The 19,395-nt window shown below is 47.7% G+C and carries 17 protein-coding genes and 1 other annotated feature; of the genes, 5 read left to right on the top strand and 12 right to left on the bottom strand.

Features of this window, described 5'->3' with window-relative positions:
- Nucleotides 1-68 precede the first annotated feature (68 nt).
- The 3 genes from IV40_RS03985 to IV40_RS03995 form a co-directional block, all read right to left on the bottom strand.
- Complete coding sequence (locus IV40_RS03985; RefSeq protein WP_057769084.1) at nucleotides 69-506, bottom strand: Rrf2 family transcriptional regulator; 438 nt, start codon at nucleotides 504-506, stop codon at nucleotides 69-71.
- Nucleotides 507-581: 75 nt separating this feature from the next.
- Nucleotides 582-3,134: an ABC transporter permease gene (locus tag IV40_RS03990; RefSeq protein WP_057769085.1), complete on the bottom strand. Its 2,553-nt coding sequence runs from the start codon at nucleotides 3,132-3,134 to the stop codon at nucleotides 582-584.
- An 8-nt stretch (nucleotides 3,135-3,142) separates the two neighbouring features.
- On the bottom strand, nucleotides 3,143-3,844 hold the full coding sequence (locus IV40_RS03995) for an ABC transporter ATP-binding protein (RefSeq protein ID WP_057769086.1): 702 nt from the start codon (nucleotides 3,842-3,844) through the stop codon (nucleotides 3,143-3,145).
- Nucleotides 3,845-4,015: 171 nt separating this feature from the next.
- On the opposite strand from IV40_RS03995, the gene IV40_RS04000 reads away from it, so the two are divergent.
- The gene (locus tag IV40_RS04000; RefSeq protein ID WP_057769087.1) at nucleotides 4,016-4,678 is read left to right on the top strand and encodes an SDR family NAD(P)-dependent oxidoreductase; all 663 of its coding nucleotides are present in this window, start codon (nucleotides 4,016-4,018) and stop codon (nucleotides 4,676-4,678) included.
- A gap of 48 nt (nucleotides 4,679-4,726) precedes the next feature.
- Here the strand turns inward: IV40_RS04000 and IV40_RS04005 are convergent, their stop codons facing one another.
- The 6 genes from IV40_RS04005 to IV40_RS04030 form a co-directional block, all read right to left on the bottom strand.
- On the bottom strand, nucleotides 4,727-5,242 hold the full coding sequence (locus IV40_RS04005; RefSeq protein WP_057769088.1) for a GNAT family N-acetyltransferase: 516 nt from the start codon (nucleotides 5,240-5,242) through the stop codon (nucleotides 4,727-4,729).
- Between the two features lie 144 nt (nucleotides 5,243-5,386).
- Nucleotides 5,387-7,345: an elongation factor G gene (locus IV40_RS04010; RefSeq protein WP_057769089.1), complete on the bottom strand. Its 1,959-nt coding sequence runs from the start codon at nucleotides 7,343-7,345 to the stop codon at nucleotides 5,387-5,389.
- A 98-nt stretch (nucleotides 7,346-7,443) separates the two neighbouring features.
- On the bottom strand, nucleotides 7,444-8,199 hold the full coding sequence (locus tag IV40_RS04015) for an amino acid ABC transporter ATP-binding protein (RefSeq protein ID WP_057769258.1): 756 nt from the start codon (nucleotides 8,197-8,199) through the stop codon (nucleotides 7,444-7,446).
- Entirely contained in the window at nucleotides 8,192-8,896 is a 705-nt protein-coding gene (locus IV40_RS04020) for an amino acid ABC transporter permease (RefSeq protein WP_057769090.1), read from the bottom strand. The genes IV40_RS04015 and IV40_RS04020 overlap by 8 nt, the downstream gene beginning before the upstream one ends.
- A gap of 12 nt (nucleotides 8,897-8,908) precedes the next feature.
- Nucleotides 8,909-9,700: a transporter substrate-binding domain-containing protein gene (locus IV40_RS04025; RefSeq protein WP_057769091.1), complete on the bottom strand. Its 792-nt coding sequence runs from the start codon at nucleotides 9,698-9,700 to the stop codon at nucleotides 8,909-8,911.
- A 1,077-nt stretch (nucleotides 9,701-10,777) separates the two neighbouring features.
- Entirely contained in the window at nucleotides 10,778-11,470 is a 693-nt protein-coding gene (locus IV40_RS04030; RefSeq protein ID WP_057769092.1) for a hypothetical protein, read from the bottom strand.
- Between the two features lie 577 nt (nucleotides 11,471-12,047).
- Between IV40_RS04030 and IV40_RS04040 the strand changes: the two genes are divergently transcribed.
- Together IV40_RS04040 and srtB are read left to right on the top strand one after the other, a co-directional pair.
- Nucleotides 12,048-13,004, top strand: a complete 957-nt coding sequence (locus IV40_RS04040; protein WP_057769094.1) for a helix-turn-helix transcriptional regulator — start codon at nucleotides 12,048-12,050, stop codon at nucleotides 13,002-13,004.
- Nucleotides 13,005-13,204: 200 nt separating this feature from the next.
- Nucleotides 13,205-13,990 (top strand): class B sortase, encoded by a 786-nt coding sequence (srtB, locus tag IV40_RS04045; RefSeq protein WP_057769095.1) that lies wholly within the window; start codon nucleotides 13,205-13,207, stop codon nucleotides 13,988-13,990.
- Nucleotides 13,991-14,058: 68 nt separating this feature from the next.
- Here the strand turns inward: srtB and asnS are convergent, their stop codons facing one another.
- Entirely contained in the window at nucleotides 14,059-15,450 is a 1,392-nt protein-coding gene (gene asnS, locus IV40_RS04050; protein WP_057769096.1) for an asparagine--tRNA ligase, read from the bottom strand.
- A gap of 70 nt (nucleotides 15,451-15,520) precedes the next feature.
- Nucleotides 15,521-15,753, bottom strand: a binding site (T-box leader).
- A 131-nt stretch (nucleotides 15,754-15,884) separates the two neighbouring features.
- On the opposite strand from asnS, the gene glpK reads away from it, so the two are divergent.
- A complete protein-coding gene (glpK, locus tag IV40_RS04055) occupies nucleotides 15,885-17,390 on the top strand; it encodes a glycerol kinase GlpK (RefSeq protein WP_057769097.1) in 1,506 nt (501 codons plus the stop codon).
- Between the two features lie 148 nt (nucleotides 17,391-17,538).
- Here glpK and IV40_RS04060 read toward each other — a convergent pair whose 3' ends face one another.
- On the bottom strand, nucleotides 17,539-17,718 hold the full coding sequence (locus tag IV40_RS04060; protein WP_057769098.1) for a hypothetical protein: 180 nt from the start codon (nucleotides 17,716-17,718) through the stop codon (nucleotides 17,539-17,541).
- A gap of 266 nt (nucleotides 17,719-17,984) precedes the next feature.
- Entirely contained in the window at nucleotides 17,985-18,296 is a 312-nt protein-coding gene (locus tag IV40_RS04065; protein WP_057769099.1) for a PTS sugar transporter subunit IIB, read from the bottom strand.
- Nucleotides 18,297-18,407: 111 nt separating this feature from the next.
- Between IV40_RS04065 and IV40_RS04070 the strand changes: the two genes are divergently transcribed.
- Entirely contained in the window at nucleotides 18,408-19,289 is an 882-nt protein-coding gene (locus IV40_RS04070; protein ID WP_338033649.1) for an NAD(P)-dependent oxidoreductase, read from the top strand.
- Nucleotides 19,290-19,395: the final 106 nt, after the last annotated feature.

Below are 19,395 nucleotides of genomic sequence, written 5' to 3' on the forward strand. Positions count from 1 at the left end.
TAAAAACAGTCTTGAACTACTAAAAAGGCTTCACATTCGTTTGAATGTGAAGCCTTTTTTGCTACTTATTATTTACCCTGCTTGGCTGCCTGCCGCACAAGAATCGCATCAATGATACTTTGCAAAGTGATCGTCTGCATTTTTGCTTCCGCCGCCTGCTGAACTTCCGCATAATCGGCATCGAGAACGGCTTGAATATTGCCGCCCACGATGCACTGCGGATTTGTTTTCGGATCAATATGAAGCAAATGACGTTCATCGTCAATGACTTGGTAAACATCGAGCAACGTAATCTGAGCGGCCGGCTTCGCTAAAGTCGGTGCCACCACACCCGCATGCGTCCGGATCAAACCAGCTTTCGACAGCATCGCCATCAGCCGTCGGATCAAGCTAGGATTCGATTCGATGCTTCGGGCGATTGAATTGCTTGAGAGGTCGCCGTCTTTATAAATATCGAGGAAGGCCAGAATGTGGACTGCATCGCTTAATCGATGTGAATACTTCATTTAAATCGCTCACCTTATTTTTAAAATTCTTGTTACTTTTATATTAACATGAAAGATGCCCTTTGCAAAGAATTGCTACTCGTTGGAATTGAGGGCGGCGAGCATGTCGACACGTTTCAGCCGTTGATAGGTAATTGCCATGACAATTGCAGTAAAAAGCACCATCAGGATGGTCGAAGCAACGTAGCCTTCCCAATGAATCACAATCGGGAAAATAACCGATAACGTCGTCGCCTGCTGCAGAATATAGGCCAGCAAGCCCCAGCCGACACCGAATCCAACAATAATGCCGACAAGCGTCAGAATAATATTTTCCCGCACAACATACAGCGTGACTTCATTGTCATAAAAACCCAGCACCTTCAACGTCGACAGTTCCCGCATCCGTTCGGAAACATTGATGTTGGTCAAGTTATAGAGGACGACGAACGATAATACGCCGGACAACAGGATGAAAATTCCAACGACAGGTGTCAATGTGCCGGACATCGTTGTGATTGTCTGGGCCTGATCGGCGGTGTAGCTTGTGCCTAACGCATTGCCATCGTTCAGCAGTTGCTTGGCCAGTTTATTCCGCTGTTTGGCCGTCGGTTTCTTCAAACGCACCAGCAAAGTGTTGACGGTGCCGGCCTGATTGAAGGCAGCCCGATAGGCAGATTTGCTCATATAAGCAAAGACACCCATATAATTTTTAGTAACACCTGCCACTTTCACTTGGTGCGCTTGACCGTTTGTCGGCGTAATAGTCAGTGTATCGCCTGTCCCGATTCCAAGTGTTTGGGCAATCTTAGTCGAAATGATCACACCTCGTTTCGGCAAGGACAGATTCTGCTTCCCGTTGGTGAGCTGGATGTACTTTTTGAACGTCCTCTGATCAGCTGGCACAAAGAAATTGACATCATTCACCTGCTGCCCATGAGCTTTGGTCTTGCCGCTGAAAGCATTGACACCCGCCGCACTTTGGTAAATCGGACTCGTCTTCAAAACAGCATCGGTCTGAGCGACTTTGCTTGGCTCTTTCAAACGAACGGTGGCTTGATAATGGAAAATATGGCCAAACTGCTGGGTGCTCGTATTGAGGATTGAATCCCGCAACCCAAAGCCAGTAATCAGCAGGGCCGTCCCGCCGGCAATCCCGATAATCGTCATAATCATGCGGCTCTTGTAGCGGAACAAATTCCGATAGCTGACCTTCTGGTTGAATGATAACCGCCGCCATAACGGTTTGATGCGTTCCATAAGAATCCGTTTGGCTGATTTCGGTGCACGTGGCCGCATCAACTCCGACGGCTTTTCCTTCAGCTCGCGCCGAGTGACATAGAACGCCGCACCCACTGTCGCCAGCAATGAAAATAACAGTGCCAACCCAAAATCAGACCAGATAAACGGGACATCAGGCGTCATCGGAATGTTGGTGCGATACATCGACAGAATGAAACGTGGCAGCGTCAGATTGCCAAAAATGCTGCCGAGCACAGCACCCAGCAAACCGGCTGTCAAAGCATACATTAAATAGTTGCGGGCAATCGCATGTTTGCTGTAGCCAAGGGCTTTAAGCGTTCCAATCTGACCTCGTGCTTCTTCAACCATCCGGGTAATCGTCGTAAACGTGATTAAAGCGGCAATCAGGAAGAAGAAGACGGGAAAGACGTTGGCAATCGCAGCGATACGGTCCGAAGTATCCTGAAAGGCCGAAAAGCTAGGTAAATCAGTGCGCGTCTGCCACGTATAGGTCGTTTTAGTCGCCGCTTGTGCCTGTTTGGCAGCGGCTGTCAATTTGGCTTGTGCCGCCGACATTTCAGCCGTCATCGTGCCGCCGGCCATTTGTTTAGCAGCCGTCAGTCGGGCTTGTTGCGCCTTAATCGGCTTCATGGCCGCTGCCAGTAATTGCTGCGAACGAGTGGTCCCCCGTTTCTTAAAGACCGCTTTTAAAGCGGCTTTTTTCTGGGCCACATCGTGTTTGTAGGCCTTGCTGTAGGTATTTTCGGTTTGTAATTTAGGAAAACGGATCAGCAGCATCGTTGCCGCACTCAAATTCATCTGCTGCTGCGGAATGTAGGCGAAAAAACGAACTGTTCCATCACCGACATTCGCCGAACCACGCGACGTGTTGTCGATGTAAGCCGGCGAATCGGCAAACCCAACGACTTTGTAAGTGCGTTGTTTCAAGCCGGCATTCTTAGCAAATGTGAACGTCTGCCCCAACCGATATCCAAAATTATCTTTAGCCCGCTGGTCAAGTACAATTTCGTTCTTCTTAGTCGGAAAATGACCTGATTCAAGGCTGAGGCGGTTCTGGCCCTTATTGTTCGTATAGCCGTATAAGGCAACCGTCAACTCATCTTTGCCGCCGACAACATACTTGAATTTGACGGCTTGTGCGTGGGCACCCTTCACTTTTTCAGCCGTTTTGACATCGGTTTGATTGAAGCCAGTCGATGAAAAAAGCTGAATATCGCTCAAATGGGCATCCGTGACCGTCTTGTCGAGTGAATCATTGAGGCCAGGTCCAGTCGTCCGGATTCCGACGAAAATCAGGCAGCCTAAGAAAATAATCATGACGATTGCAATAAACCGGCCTTTATTGGCCCGAATATCCCGCCACATATTTTTCGTAATTGGTTTCATCGGCCCACCTACCATTCGATCTCGGAAACCGGCAATGGATCGATATTATCCGTAATTTCACGGACCTGGGAATCATTGATTCGAATAACTCGATCAGCCATTTTGGCAATTTCAGCGTTATGGGTAATAATCAAAACGGTCTTGTGGTCGTTACGGCTGGCATCCTGCAATAAGGCCAAAACCTGCTTCCCAGTCTGATAATCAAGCGCCCCAGTCGGTTCGTCGCACAGCAGCAGCTTAGGATTTTTAGCAAGCGCCCGGGCAATAGCGACACGCTGCTGTTCCCCACCCGAAAGCTGCGATGGAAAATTATCAAGCCGATCGCCCAATCCGACTTGTTTCAAGGTCGTTGCGGCGTCCAAACTATCCGTTACGATTGAATTAGCCAATTCGACATTTTCCAGCGCCGTTAAATTGGGAATCAAATTGTAAAACTGGAAAACAAATCCGACATCGTCCCGCCGGTAAGTGGTCAGCTGCCGTTCGGTAAACTGGGCAATATCCGTCCCATCAATGATGATTTGACCAGAAGTGGGCTGGTCCATCCCGCCCAGCATGTTGAGAACGGTTGATTTGCCGGCGCCGCTCGGTCCTAAGATCACCGTTAATTGGCCTTTCTCGCAACTAAAATTAAGATCATTATTGGCAACGATCTCCGTCTCACCCATTTGATAACGTTTAAATTCATGTTTTACTTCAATGTAAGCCATCTGCGTTCCTCCATTGATGTTCAATTTTGGGTTACTTTCTTCTTATTGTGTGGCATTACGCAACCGCTGTCAATGGACACAGCCGCTGTTTCTGCCTAGTCGGCGCCCATTGTCATCTTTTGCAAAAACCGGCCGTATACTTTTCATATCAAATGGAAAGAGGGAATGAAGATGAAACCAGTTACGATTATTGTTGGGGCGGACCAAGGACTAGGCCTGGCAATCACTGAAAAGTTTGGGCAGGAAGGCCACCGGGTCATTCTGATTGCCCGCAACCGGGATAAACTCGCCGCCGATAGCCAGTCATTGACGAAAAAGGGAATCGAAAACGCCTATTATCCAGCCGATGTCAGTCAACTCGCTAAAATCGATTCGTTGCTTAAAAAAATCAGCCAGGAACAGGGGAAACCGGCTAATTTGATCTTCAACGTTGCCGATACCCGTTCTGATACCGCTTTAAGCTCCGATATGGCCACCATCAAGGAGATGCTGGCGACCAATACCTTGAGTGCAATCCAGTGTGCCCGTTCATTTATTACGTATTCGGATTCAAAGGCCCAACGGAATATCCTCTTTACCAATGGCTGGGATGGCGATGATCCAGCCGCCGCTGCTTCAACGTTGTCATTGACCAAAGCCGCTTTACGCAGTTATGCGATTACTTTGCATGCTGCTATCGAAAAAGACGACATTTTCAGCGGTCTTGTGACAATCGAACAGCCAATCGGCAAAACGCCGGAAATGGCTCCGGCCAACATCGCCAATGCCTTTTGGGTGCTCACCCAAAAACGCCAGCCCGTCGAAGTCCATTTTCCTGGCACGAACAGTCTTTAAGGTCCAATCAAAAAAGGCAACGCATTAGGCGCTGCCTTTTTGGCTAGTTTACAAACTTAAATCATAGGCCAAACGTGTGTCGTTGGGATTGCCGTTCATGGCGACCACACCGCATTCCGTAAAGCCGGCTTTTTTGATGATGTGCTGCATCCGTTTGTTCAAAGCATGCGTATCGATTCGCATTTCTCGAAATCCGAGTCGATAGGCTTCAGAAATCAGCATGGCAAAGAAAAAGTCGCTTAAATGCTGGCCATGATGATTGCCGGCAATCGCAATACTATGGATAGTCGCATACGGTCCATCCGTATGCCACGCGCCATCGATTTGTGCATAATTCGGATCGGCCGTTTGCAGCAGGGTCGCCGTGCCGGCAATTTCACCAGCAACGATGAGAACATAGCCCCATCCAGCCGCATCGTCATGCGCGATTTTGGCTTCATCGGGATGTCCGTCCTGCCACTGCGGACTGCCATCCGCCTTCAACAATGCTTTTGCCGCTTTGATAATCTTCATTTGGGCCGGTAAATCGGCTGGTGTCGCCTGCCGGCAATAAATTGATGCCATCTGTCCCTCATCTCCTGGTTTTCATTCTAGCAAAGCCCTGCGCAAAAGTGCACCAACAATTTGTGCCACCGAAAGTTTTTTGTAACGCCGCTCTGTTTTTAAACGAAATTGCCAATCAGGACACTGTCTACGAGCGTAACGGCGTTATGCCATTTGCTCCAAATCGGCACGGCTATAGACATACGGCACATGCGCCATTTCCGGCACCTGATTCCAAGGAACCGGATAGCCAGCGCCATGCGCACAAAAGACAGAATCAGGTGTATTTTCCAGATCGGCCGTTGGCTTATAATCGGCCGCCTGAATGACTGCATCGGCATCATGGCACGGCCGATACCCATCAACAATGCATTCGAGCCGGCCTTTACCATGCGTATAAGCGTTGACTGCTTTGGAATATGACTGCATTTCGGAAACGGGCGCCGTCCCCGTCAGCACCGTTACATCACGCTGGTCAGCTGGGTCCGGCATGTCAAAACGGCCATTCATGCGCTGGATATCATTCATCGCTCGGCCAACTTGATCAGCGCCGACTTCCAAACGGAAACGATACCATGGTTCTAATAATTGGCAGCCGTCCCGCTGCATCAGCATCATCAGTCCCTGGCGCAGGGCCCGCCAAGTCGCCTCACGAAAATCACCGCCAACCGTGTGCACATTGCTGGCCCGGCCGCTGACTAAAGTGATTTTGACATCCGTTAACGGTGCACCAATTAAAACGCCTAATTGTTCTTTGGCCTGTAAATTAGCAAGGACTTGGTGCTGCCAGTTCTTCGCAAGCACTTCTAAGGAACAATCCGTCGCAAACGTCAAGCCGCTGCCTGCGGGTGCCGGCTGTAGCAGCAAATGGACTTCGGCATAATGCCGCAACGGTTCGAAATGTCCGACCCCTTCGGCCGCTTGAGTGACTGTTTCTTTATACAAAACACTGCCTTCATCAAAATCAACATCCAAGTCGAAACGTTCCTGCAGCAATTGTTTGAGGATTTCCAGCTGGACCTCGCCCATCAGCTGAACGTGAATTTCCTGCTTCCGGCTGGACCAGAAGACATGCAATTGCGGATCTTCATCTTCCAGCTGCCGTAACGCTGCCAAACATGAATCGAGTTCATTGGCTTTCGGATTGAGCATATAATTCAGCACCGGCTGCAAAACCGGTTGCGGGGCCTCCTCTGCCGCACCTAGTCCTTGCCCAGGATGCGTGCCGGTCAAATTCGGAATCGCACCGACCTCGCCCGCCGTCAGTTCTGGCTGAACGGTAAATTTAGTCCCATTGTAAACACGCAGCTGATTGGCCTTTTGTTCGCCCAGTAAAACATCTTTGGGGTGCAATGTGCCGCCGGTGAGCCGAATCCAAGTCAGCCGCTCCTGTTTCTCAGTATAGGAAATTTTGAAGACACGAGCCCCAAAGTCAGAATCATACTGTTTGGGCTGCGTCCATTCATTTAAACCGTCCAATAATGCGGTGATTCCGTCTAATTTCAGCGCCGCCCCAAAATAAACTGGAAAAACATGGCGGCCTTGAATCAGCTGTCTGATTTTTGCCGGCACCACCTTACCAGTCGCCAGATAAGTATCCAGCAGCTGGTCGTCTTGCAGCGCAATCGCCTCAAGCGTGTCGCTGGTCATTTCATTGGCAAATGGCAGACAGCCCTCTGCAAAATGAGCCTGCAATTGGGTCAAAACCTGCGCCTGATTGGCCCCGACTGCATCCATTTTGTTGACAAAAATGAACGTCGGCACCTGATAACGCTCGAGCAGCTGCCACAGTGTCCGTGTGTAGCCCTGAATGCCGTCTGGCGCCGCCACCACTAAAATCGCATAATCGAGCACACTGAGCACCTGTTCCGTCTGGCTGGCAAAGTCGACATGTCCCGGCGTATCCAGCAGCGTCAAGTCCAAATCCTGATATTGTAAATGCGCTTGATGGGAGAAAATGGTAATCCCGCGCTGTTTTTCAAGCGCATCCGGATCAAGGAACGCATCCCCATTATCGACCCGTCCCAATTTGCGCAGCGTGCCGGCTTGATACAGCAATCCTTCTGATAACGTCGTCTTTCCGGCATCGACATGGGCAACGATTCCCGCCACAATCTGTTTCATGGACGAAAACTCCTTTCGAATAAATATTTCTGGTTCCCATTATACCAATTGACCACCTAAAAACGGACCGACTTGTGAAAGTCGGTCCGTTTTTGCAATTATGCCATGCTGCTGCCTTCCGATAGTGAAATACCGGCTAAGAAATGCCGAATCCGCTCGTCGGTGGCATTGAAGAAACCGTCCGACGAACCGTCATAACGAATCCGCCCGTTTTCAACGAAGACAATCCGTTCGGCAACGGCCCGGGCGAACACCATGTTGTGGGTCACCACGACCATGGCTTGTTTTTGTTTGGCCAGCTCCAATAGAACCCGCAGCACCTGTGTTTCCATTTCCGGATCAAGCGCTGAAGTCGGTTCGTCGAGCAGCAAGCATTCCGGCTGCATGGCTAAAGCCCGGCAGATCGAAATCCGCTGCTGCTGGCCGCCGGAAAGCTGGTTAGGATAACGGTCGGCCGTCTCCAGCAGGTCAACTGATTTCAGCAATTCATCGGCATGTGCCGCTGCTTCCGTCTTCGACTGCTTCAAAACAACTGTCGGTCCTTCCATAATATTGCCCCGCACCGTCAGATTGGGGAATAAATTCCAATTCTGAAAAACCATACCGGTTTTCTTCCGCATGGCGATTTTCTGCGCACTCGAAATCGGCTTGGCAAAATCAACGGCCAAATCATCGATTGATAACGTACCGCTATCCGGCTGGGTCAATAAATTGATTGTCCGTAATAAAGTGGATTTGCCGGAGCCAGACGGGCCGACAATCACCGTCGTCTGTCCATCGTCAAAAGAAACGGAGACGTCATCCAGGGCTTGATGCTGCCGATAAGCTTTATTCACATGTTCCAGTTTAATCAACCGCTTCATCCCCTTCCTGAGCGTAACGAGACGTCCGCCGTTCGAGCCAGCCCTGCAGAAGGCTCAAGACGGAGCAGAGCACCGCATACAGAGCCGCCACCAGCATGTACATCACTAAAGGTTCATAGTTTTTGGCTTCAATCTGCTGAGCGACCGTAAACATTTCGACGATTGTGATCGAACTAGCCAACGAAGTATCCTTGACTAGGCCGATAAATTCGTTCGACAACGGCGGCAAAGCAATTCGGACCGCTTGCGGGAAAATAATCCGCCACAGGACACTCGTTTCAGTCATTCCCAATGAATAGGCTGCATCCCACTGATCGCTAGGTACCGACAGCAGGGCCGCCCGAATTGTTTCGGACGAATAAGCACCGGTATTCAAGGAAAAAGTGATTACCGCCGCTGTAAAGGCTGGCAATTTGATTCCTAAGTTCGGCAGGCCGAAGAAGATGATAAACAACTGGACCAATAACGGGGTTGACCGAAACAGCCAGACATAGAAATAGGCAATACCCTGCAAAATGCGAATCAAGCCCTTCTTCACCGGATTGCCTGACGGTACTACCAATTTAATCAGTGCCGTGATGACGCCTAAAAAAATCCCGCCTGCGAAGGAAAGCAGTGTCAATGGGATCGTGTAACGAATGCCGGCCGCAATAATCTGCGGCGTGGCCGTTTTAATGATTTCCCACACAATGAGTCCCCCTTATTTTTCGGTAATGTCGGTGCCGAAGTATTTCTCAGACAACTTCTTCAACGTACCGTTTTGACGCAGCTTTTCCAAAGCCTTATTAGTCTGTTTCTGCAAACCAGTGTTGTCCTTGTTCATCATGATGCCTTCCTTAGTTGCCGGAATATCCTTTGTGGAAATGTCCGTGGCCTTTAAATCAGCACCTGATTTTTGTTTCACATAATATGCAAAGGCTTCCTTCGAATTGATTGTCGCTTGGGCACGACCATCACGGAGCATATTCATCGAAGTGGCAAACTCAGGTGAAGAAACAATTTTACCGCCAAACTTTTCAGCTTGAATCCAATTGTCGGTCCCAGTTCCTTCCACCATCTTGACACCCTTCAAATCATGCACGGATTTAATCTTGGTATTATTGCTCTTTGTAATTAAAACGGACTGCGAATAAATATACGGCGTCGAGAATAAGAACTTTTTCTGCCGTGCCTTGGTGATTCCCATGTTGTTGATAATCATATCAAACTTATTTGATTGGACCCCAGCCACTAATGAATCGAACTGCGTCGGCATGAATTTGACCTTCAAACCCATTTCCTTGGCTAAATCTTTCCCCAGATCGACTTCGAACCCTTTGAGTTTGCCGTCTTCACGATACGAATAGGGTGCATAGGTTCCTTCCAACCCGATGGTCAGCGTCTTGGATGTGACTAATTTGGCTGAATTTTGACTCGATTTCTGACCGCAGCCTGCTAACACCAGTACTAATGCCATTGCTCCCACGAGTAATCCTAAAATCCGTTTCTTCATGCTTGTCACCCTCCATAGATTTTTATTTGGCACAAAAAAAGCCAATAATCACAAACGTAATTATTGGCTGGAATTTTTCTTTATGCCGTTAGAACTAATTACATGATGTGATCACAAATAGCGTGTCTATTTTCAGACACGTAACAGCATTCTAAGTTTGTGATCAAGTTCATCATGTGAGTAGCCCCCTTTCAATTAGGTAAATTCTACCGTAAGTTCTTACTATTTGTCAACAATTTAACGGCCATAAAAATATTTTTACATCTAAATAGGACACGTATTTCTAAAATGACACCATTTGTCACCCCCTCTCGCTATGATATGCACGAATAATAAATTTATTTTTTTTGGAGGAATACAAATGTTAAAAAAGACATTCGTCACATCGGCAACTGCTTTAGCATTGCTTGGGCTGGGCACAGTCACGACCAAAGTGACCCTGAATTCACAGACACAGGTCGCTCAGGCCGCTCAGGATTATCAGAATCTGATCGACGTCGGCTATGGCAGCCCTAAGGAAACTGCTATTCCAGTCACAGTCAATGGCGTCGCACAGCTGCTTTACCTTAACGGCTCTGAAATTGCACCTGGTACTACAGTGACACTTGATACTAGTCTTTTAGGCCCTAGTTATGACTGTGACCCTAATGTGTCACAGGTCACAGTGACTGTCGATAAGAGCGGGAAAGTAACTAAAGTCTCGCCAGCACTCAGTTTCACACCCAATTCACATTTTCATTCTCATTATGGCACTGCCGCAGATAAAATCGTTTACGGTGTCACACCATCTGCGGCAACTAAAGATAATGTTCTTGATGATCACCCGATCAGTGTGCTAATTGATGGCCAGCTTCGCAATGTCTTTTATCCGATTACGCCTAATTCAGCGACACCAGGCTCAATTATTACCATGTCAACTGCACTTGATGGTGGTTATTATGCCAATGTGCCCACCATGCAATTACGGCTCGATAATTGGGACCCTAACAGCGCGCTTATCACATCGACTGAAACTGGGGATACTGTGTGGCTCGACCCAGAGGCATTGACTCATTATACTTTATTGACGGACGTTTCTTATACCACTACGAAGCCAAACGACAGCTCCTCAAGTGCTGCTAACTCCAGTTCAAGCTCTGCTGCATCAAGCTCCAGTTCGTCAGCTGCAAGCTCCAGTTCAAGCTCTGCTGCATCAAGCTCTAGTTCGTCAGCTGCCAACTCTAGTTCGAGCTCTGCTGCATCAAGTTCTAGTTCGTCAGCTGCAAGCTCCAGCTCAAGTTCGGCTGCATCAAGTTCTAGCTCGTCAGCTGCAAGCTCCAGTTCGAGTTCGGCTTCTTCAAGCTCTAGTTCGTCAGCTGCAAGTTCCAGTTCAAGCTCTGCTGCATCAAGCTCCAGTTCGAGCTCTGCTGCATCCAGTTCTAGCTCGTCAGCTGCAAGCTCCAGCTCAAGTTCGGCTTCTTCAAGCTCCAGTTCCAGCTCTGCTGCATCAAGCTCTAGTTCGTCGGCTGCTAACTCCAGCTCGAGTTCAGAAGCATCCAGTTCTAGCTCGTCAGCTGCAAGCTCCAGTTCGAGTTCGGCTGTATCAAGCTCAAGTTCGGCCGTATCAAATTCCAGTTCAGCCACTGACAACAACAGCTCAAGCTCAGCTGTATCAAGTTCCAGCTCAGCCACTGACAACAACAGCTCCAGTTCAGCCACTAACAACAACTCAAGTTCGGCTGTATCAAGCTCCAGCTCGGCTACTAACAACAACAGCTCCAGTTCAGCCACTGACAACAATAGCTCAAGCGCTGCAGTTTCTACCGGCAATTCATTAGCTAACGACGCCAGTTCCAGTCAAGCTTCAGAAGAAGAAAACGCTGCTCATTCAAATGCCGCTTCTACAAACGACACAACAACTACTACAGTTACACCAGCAAATCACGCAGCCAGTTCAACTGTTGCAGCTTCAAGCTCTAAACAAACGGCTGACCAAAAAACTGATGTTCAAACTGGGGTTGCAGATGGTATTTTGCCAGCAATTGCCGGCGGTGCAACTTCTATTATTTCTGGTCTTGCACTTGCCTTCCGCAAATTCTTTCATTAGTTAAATCCTGTTAAATTTAAATCGCACGATTGGTCTTTAAGGGCGCATGCGTAAAAGCTCCTTAAGTGTAAGAAATTACATTTAAGGAGCTTTTTTGTGAAGGCAGCGCTTATTTTGGAAAATTAAATTGCCGACTAACTGTTGAGATTTCTTGTTCAAACGGCGTACGAATTCCAAGAGTGCCACATTATGTCATCATTAGATTATATACTAACGTTGATTTGGGGAGCTCATTTTTAAAAGTAAAATAAGGGTGAGATTATGAAACGCAATAGTAATGATCGGATCGCCGATCTAATTGGGAGGTTACTGGCTGGCCAGACTGTCTCAAAAAAGGGTGCACTTGACACTTATGGAATCAGTTCACGCACATTTCTGCGCGATATGGCCTATATCAAAAGAGCAATCAATGAATATCGACTGGGAAAAATTGTCAATCAGCAGGAAAAATATTATTTGTTTCCGCAAAGTGATGCGGCAGATTTTGACATTGCCCTGCTGATCAGCAATATTTTATTGGGCTCGCGTGCCCTGACAACCAATGAGATGAACGCCGCACTGAAATTTGTCAAATTGCATTTATCGCCACAAATGCAACGATCGCTTGAACAGCAGCTCAAAATTCCTTATGGGAGTTATACGCCGCTGTGGCATTTAAAACCCTTGTTTAGCCTTTTGCATGAAATGGCTGCGTGTATCGCCCACAAACAGGAAATTGCATTTACTTATTTCGACCCCATGCGGCCAGATGAACAAACCGTTCATATCAGCCATGGCCAGCCAGTCACACTTTTCTTTGAAACTTATTATTTCTATGTCACAATGCTCAGCCAAAATGAACGGCGTTATCAATTGTATCGGCTCGATCAAACCGGGACGATTCTGACGAAACAAAATGGCAAAAAGATTGCGTACGCCAATCATTATTCGCTGCAAGATCATCGTCAGCAAACTTACTTAGTCAACACAGGCCAATTAACGACCATCAGTTTTGTGTATCGAAAGCCCGTCCAGGCAATTCACGAAACCTTCCCAAACGCCCAAGTTCTCGAGACTTACCCAAACGGCAACTCGCTGGTAAAGATTCGCGTCAAGAGCGACGGCGCATTGATCTGGATTTTAGGACAAGGAACCGACGTCCAAGTGATCTCGCCGCCATCAATCATCCAGCAATTACGCACTACTTTAAAAAAAGCCTATCAGCAATATTCAAATTAAGTTCCAAGCGCCAAATTACGTCACCGCCACAGTGTATGCTGGTATTGGGTTGAATAAACCTTTTTAGGGGGTTGAGGCCATGACATCAGTCAGGCCTCATTTTGTTTTGCAATGGCAAAACGGCTTTTGGCATCACTTCAATTTTTTGAAGTGAAATAAGCGAAATATGTTTTACTTCAATCTTGTAAAGGGGATTCAGAATGAAATCCATTCGTTCCAAAATCAGTACACTTCTTTTAATCCTTCTTTTCTTGGGCGGCCTTGTTGTAAGTGGCCATTTTCTTTATCAGCGCCTCCAAGTGGACCATGAAAAGCAAACGACGGCTGCCCTTGCCAAACGAGTTACGCAAAAGCGGCCTGCTGCTCCGCACATGCCAGCTGAAGGGCGTCTCAAAATCAACTGGACGAAACTGCAGCAGGTCAATCCTAGAATCAAGGCGTGGATTTACATTCCTGGTACCCATATCAATGAACCAATTCTGCAGGGTCCGGACAATGATTTTTACTTGCACCATGATGAACGCAATCAAGCGTCCATTTTAGGCCAGATTTTCATGGATTATCGCAACCAAGCCGATTTTGCCGACCAAAACACCTTCATCTATGGTCACTACACACACAGCGGCGAACGATTTGCCGATTTAGACCACTATTTGAATCAGTCATTTCTGAACAAGCATCCCCATGTTTATCTTTACACCCCGACACATCAATACGTCGGAACTGTTTTCGCCGTTCAATCAAATAGTGCTTTTTCACAAGCTAATACACACAAATTTACAAATCGGCGGCAATTTTCGGCCTACCTCGCCTATTTAAAAAAACATAGTACGGTGAAAACGAAGCAGCGCACGAAAACAATCCATAAGGTAGCCACACTCTGGACTTGCACTGAGCAAGCCACTACGGATGACAGCGGCACTGCTGTTTCGGCGGACAAGGCCCGTACTTTCGTCAGTGTTTCCTTAAAAAAAGCAAGCTTGTGACATCAGTGTCCTGTTCACAAAAAAAGTTCCTGCAATGCAATTCTGCATTGCGGGAACTTTTTATTTTGTTAAAATTCCGCATTTCCGGGTGTCCGTGGATAAGGAATGACATCACGAATGTTTTCCATTCCGGTCAGATACATGACCAGACGTTCGAAGCCAATCCCAAAGCCGGATTCTTCGGTTTCGCCATATTTCCGCAAATCAAGGTACCACTGGTAATCATCGAGTGACAAACCAAATTCCTTAATCTTATCAGTCAATTGCGCCAAACGTTCTTCACGCTGGCTGCCGCCGATTAACTCGCCGATTTCAGGCACTAATAAGTCAGCTGCGGCAACGGTCTTGCCGTCGTCGTTGTCCCGCATGTAGAAGGCCTTGATTTCCTTCGGATAGTCGGTGATGAAGACCGGCTTGTTGAAGACTTGTTCGGTGATGTAGCGTTCGTGTTCTGCCTGCAAATCGAGGCCCCAGTAAACCGGCACTTTGAATTCGACAGGTGCTTTTTCAAGCAATTCGATGGCTTCGGTGTAAGTAATTCGGCCAAAGTCTTCTTGCTCGGTCGTCTTCAATCGTTCGATCAGATGTTCATCGACGTTATCATTCAAAAACTGCAGTTCGTCCATGCCATGCTTGAAGATGTACGTGATAACGCCCTTCAACAATCCTTGGGCTTCATTCATCATATCGTTCAAGTCGGCAAAGGCCATTTCAGGTTCAATCATCCAGAATTCGGAAGCATGGCGGGTCGTATGCGAGTCTTCGGCCCGGAAAGTCGGTCCAAAGGTGTACACATTGCCGAATGCTAAGGCAAACGCTTCGACTTCCAGTTGGCCGCTAACGGTCAAGTTGGTCTTCTTCTTGAAGAAATCTTGGGTTTCATCGACGTTGCCTTGGTCATCCTTCGGCAAATTGTTCAAGTCCAAAGTGGTCACTTGGAACATTTCGCCGGCCCCTTCAGCATCGCTACTAGTAATCAGCGGCGTGTTGACGTAAGTGAAATCATGGCCTTGCAGATATTGATGGACCGCAAAAGCAGCTAAAGAACGAATCTTGAAAACGGCATAGAACGTCGTTGTACGGGGACGTAAATGGGCCATTGTCCGCAAATATTCGTAAGTGTGCTTCTTCTTTTGCAATGGGTAATCGTTATTCGATTGACCAATCTCTTTGATTGCAGTCGCATGGATTTCAAACGGCTGCTGTGCCTTTGGTGTGAGGGCGAGTTCGCCGGTTACCTGAATCGTCGTACTGATTGGCAATTTGCCTAATTCTTCAAAATTCGGTAAATCTTTGGTCATGACGATTTGGACATTATGAATGCTGGAGCCATCGTTTAATTCGATGAAACCCACGTTTTTTGAGGCACGGACTGTTTTAACCCAGCCGGTCAGTTCGACTTCCGTCTGATCGGCGAGGTCTTCGGTATATAAATCTTTGACATGTAATTGACGAGCCATCTGGTTTTTCCCCTTTCAATTTCAAACGACAACAAAAACGGACAAAAAAAGACCTTTTTTCCCTATCTAAAATAGGGACGAAAGGTCATTTCCGCGGTACCACCCACATTACTTCTTGCGAAGTCTACTCAAAAGTACATTGCATACTTTCCAGTTGTAACGTACCGGCCACGTCTAATCCTACTATTGATTCAGTTAGAAACAAAAAGGTGTTTTTCAGCTCGCAGCATCATCGGGTTCGCACTCTGCCCCAACTCACTTGACATGCCTAACGAGGTTACTCGTCCTTTTTATTGTCTTTTCATTGTTTATTTAAACCTAAAATAGCATAGAATGACCCGTTTGACAAGCCGAATTCACAATCTCGTTTGACAGCATCGCCCGAAATCAATACACTTTAGCAAGTAAGCGATTTCTAAGAAGGAGGTCACGCTGTGAGTGCAGCACAATATATTTTAGCAATCGATGAAGGAACGACCAGTACACGTGCCGTTATCATCGATCATGACGGGCATCAGATTGCTGATGCCCAACGAGAATTCCCCCAATATTTTCCGCAGCCAGGCTGGGTTGAACACAATCCAATCGAAATTTGGAATGCCGTTCAATCCACTTTAGCGACAACTTTCATTGAATCCGGCGTGGCTCCGAATCAGATTGCCGGCATTGGCATCACCAATCAGCGGGAAACGACGATTATTTGGGACCGTCACACTGGGCTGCCGATTTACAACGCCATTGTCTGGCAATCTCGGCAGACCGATACCATCGCCGAACAACTGAAAAAAGACGGCTATAGCGATATGATTCATCAGAAAACCGGTTTAATCATCGACCCGTATTTTTCGGCAACGAAAATTCGCTGGATTCTCGACCGAGTGCCCGGTGCCCAAGAAAAGGCCGAACATGGCGACCTCCTCTTTGGGACAATCGATACTTGGCTAGCATGGAAATTATCCGGCGGTGCGATTCATGTAACTGACTATTCCAATGCCAGTCGAACGATGCTCTTCAATATCCACACTTTAAAATGGGATACTGATATCCTCAAAGTGCTGAACATTCCCGAACAAATCCTGCCAGACGTCAAAAGCAACTCCGAAGTTTATGGCACCACAATTCCCTACCATTTTTACGGACTCAAAGTCCCAATCGCCGGTATGATTGGCGACCAGCAGAGTGCCCTTTTCGGTCAGCTGGCCCTCAAACCCGGCATGGTCAAAAATACTTATGGTACCGGTGCCTTTCTGGTGATGAATACTGGCAATCGGCCCATCACTTCGGCCCATCATCTACTGACGACAATCGGCTATGGCATCGATGGCAAAATCACCTATGCTTTGGAAGGCTCCGTTTTTGTCGCCGGCAGTGCCATTCAATGGCTCCGTGATGCCATGAAAATGATTGAACACGCCGCCGATTCCGAAATGATTGCTGAAAGTTCGAAGGATCATGACGAAGTCTACGTGGTGCCAGCCTTTACCGGTCTTGGTGCTCCCTATTGGGATGCCAAAGCACGTGGTTCTGTCTTCGGCATCACACGTGGCACGACTCGTGACGACTTTGTCAAAGCCACTTTGCAGTCGCTGGCCTACCAGAGCCGGGACGTGGTCGATACGATGTTTCAAGACACTGGCATTCGCAACGAAACTTTATGCGTCGATGGCGGTGCCGCCAATAATAATTGCTTAATGCAGTTTCAAGCTGATTTATTGAATATCCCCGTTCAGCGAGCCGCCAACCTCGAAACCACCGCCTTAGGAGCCGCCTTCATGGCTGGGCTCGCTGTTGGTTTCTGGAACAACACCGCCGAGCTCAAACATTTAGTCGAAATGGGCCGTCGCTTCCGACCACACATGGCAGCTAAGAAACGCAAACGCCTCTACAACGGCTGGCAGCGAGCCGTCGCCGCCACACGTTTATTTACTGAAACAGATTAAAAAGACAATGCCAAAATCGGCATTGTCTTTATTTTGTTTACGATTTGAATTGTTCCGAAGCGACGAATATTTGAGCTGTTGGTCGAATAACTGTTCCTAGTGACGATCTGAATTGTTCCGTGAACATCCTCAAACCCTTTGCATGGCACTAACTCCGACTGTTTTCACCGAATGACCGCCATTCCTGTTGGAAAATGAACAGCCACGCATCTATCGCTAACACACAGACACTGCCGAAAATAATCAACCAGTTCACATCATGTTGTAAAAGTCCGACGATGATACCAATGACGGCACCGACTGCGATAACTTTTTGCAACCAGCTCATATTTATTCGCCCTCCTCTAAGGTTCCTATCCATAAGCTCCTCTTGACTCTATAATAGCGCTTTCAATCATTTTTGCAAGTAAAATGCCTTGACATTCCATGGAATCAAATTTATTTTAATCGCCCTAAATGTATCAACCAATACCCTTGGCACGTTTTTTTAAAAAAGCGGCTTCAATTAAATTTAGCTTTAGGAACTGCCAATCTTTTTCAATGCACGGGCCAACAATACGCTAACGCACGAATTGCTTTTAGGAACAGCCTAACTCATTTTTGGCTCAGCAAGTCCAACGCCTGTGTCAACACTTTTTCACCATCCATCATGCCATAATCGGTCATATTGATTACCGCAACCGGTACCGGCACTTCTTTCTGAACACTGCGGAGTACATACCGAACTTGCGGCCCCAGCAGAATCACATCAGGATGCGACTTGCGATATGCTTGGGGAATGGCCCCAAAACCACGTGCAAAAACAGTTGCATCGAGATGCCGAGCCGCCGCTGCTTTCTGCATTCGCACAGCTAACATTGAAGAAGACATGCCGCCTGCACAAGCTAACATAATCGTTACGCCCATTTTCTAGGCCTCCGTTTCTAAATTAACTTCTCTTCTTTAATGTACCACCTCTGAAATGCCAATGCGTATTCATTGATAAAAATGCTATGATGAAGGCATCAAATCACGGAGGTGGCAACAATGAAAATTGGTTTCATCGGAACCGGCGTCATGGGCACCGGTATTATTCAGAATTTTCTCAAAGCTGGCAATGAGGTGGTCGTCTTCAACCGCACCAAAGCACATGCGGATACTGTGATTGAAGCCGGCGCTGCTTGGGCCGCTTCGGCCAGAGAAGTCGCCGCACAAGCCGATGTCACAATCTCAATGGTTGGCTTCCCCAAGGACGTCGAAGAAACTTATTTTGGTGAAAATGGGGTCTTCAAAGGAGCGCAGCCAGGTACAACAGTAATCGACATGACCACCAGTACGCCCTCCTTGGCCGCAAAAATCGCTGCACAAGCGCATCAGCAGCACTTAACTGCTTTAGATGCCCCTGTTTCAGGCGGCGATATTGGTGCACAAAACGGAACTTTAACGATTATGGTCGGCGGCGATCGGGCCGCCTTCGACAAATACACACCCTTATTGAATGAAATCGGCCAACGAGTCAGCTACTTCGGCGCCGCTGGTAAAGGCCAGCACACCAAAATGGCCAACCAAATCATGATTGCGGGAACCATGACCGGCCTCACCGAAATGCTGGTCTACGCCCAAAATGCCGGTTTGAACCTGAATGATGTGCTCAGTACCCTTGAAGCCGGCGGTGCCGACAATTGGAGCATGGAAAACTATGTCCCTCGCATCCTGCAGAATGATTACACACCCGGCTTTTTTGCCAAACATTTCCTGAAAGATCTCCGTATTGCCCTCCAAGAAGCTGATAAAATGGGCCTCGATTTGCCGGCAACGAAACAAGCTAAACAGTTATACGAGCACATGGTCGACGATGAAAAACTTGGTAATGACGGGACACAAGGACTGATTTTGACCTATCCGAAGTGGCAGAAATAAGCGGTTGCGGCGCCCAAACAACTCGCTGCATTTCCAATGAAATGGGTCTCCGTTGACAAACGAAGCCTTTTTCTTTACGCTGAATTCAGTTTATTGAGGAGGTTTG

The sequence above is a fragment of the Lactobacillus selangorensis genome, from assembly GCF_001437205.1.
Classification (GTDB): Bacteria; Bacillota; Bacilli; order Lactobacillales; family Lactobacillaceae; genus Paralactobacillus; species Paralactobacillus selangorensis.

Bases quoted from the DNA above. Each gene is read 5' to 3' on its own strand.
- IV40_RS03985 (WP_057769084.1), bottom strand. From the start codon at position 506: ATGAAGTATTCACATCGATTAAGCGATGCAGTCCACATTCTGGCCTTC.
- IV40_RS03990 (WP_057769085.1), bottom strand. From the start codon at position 3,134: ATGAAACCAATTACGAAAAATATGTGGCGGGATATTCGGGCCAATAAA.
- IV40_RS03995 (WP_057769086.1), bottom strand. From the start codon at position 3,844: ATGGCTTACATTGAAGTAAAACATGAATTTAAACGTTATCAAATGGGT.
- IV40_RS04000 (WP_057769087.1), top strand. From the start codon at position 4,016: ATGAAACCAGTTACGATTATTGTTGGGGCGGACCAAGGACTAGGCCTG.
- IV40_RS04005 (WP_057769088.1), bottom strand. From the start codon at position 5,242: ATGGCATCAATTTATTGCCGGCAGGCGACACCAGCCGATTTACCGGCC.
- IV40_RS04010 (WP_057769089.1), bottom strand. From the start codon at position 7,345: ATGAAACAGATTGTGGCGGGAATCGTTGCCCATGTCGATGCCGGAAAG.
- IV40_RS04025 (WP_057769091.1), bottom strand. From the start codon at position 9,700: ATGAAGAAACGGATTTTAGGATTACTCGTGGGAGCAATGGCATTAGTA.
- IV40_RS04040 (WP_057769094.1), top strand. From the start codon at position 12,048: ATGAAACGCAATAGTAATGATCGGATCGCCGATCTAATTGGGAGGTTA.
- srtB (WP_057769095.1), top strand. From the start codon at position 13,205: ATGAAATCCATTCGTTCCAAAATCAGTACACTTCTTTTAATCCTTCTT.
- asnS (WP_057769096.1), bottom strand. From the start codon at position 15,450: ATGGCTCGTCAATTACATGTCAAAGATTTATATACCGAAGACCTCGCC.
- IV40_RS04060 (WP_057769098.1), bottom strand. From the start codon at position 17,718: ATGAGCTGGTTGCAAAAAGTTATCGCAGTCGGTGCCGTCATTGGTATC.
- IV40_RS04065 (WP_057769099.1), bottom strand. From the start codon at position 18,296: ATGGGCGTAACGATTATGTTAGCTTGTGCAGGCGGCATGTCTTCTTCA.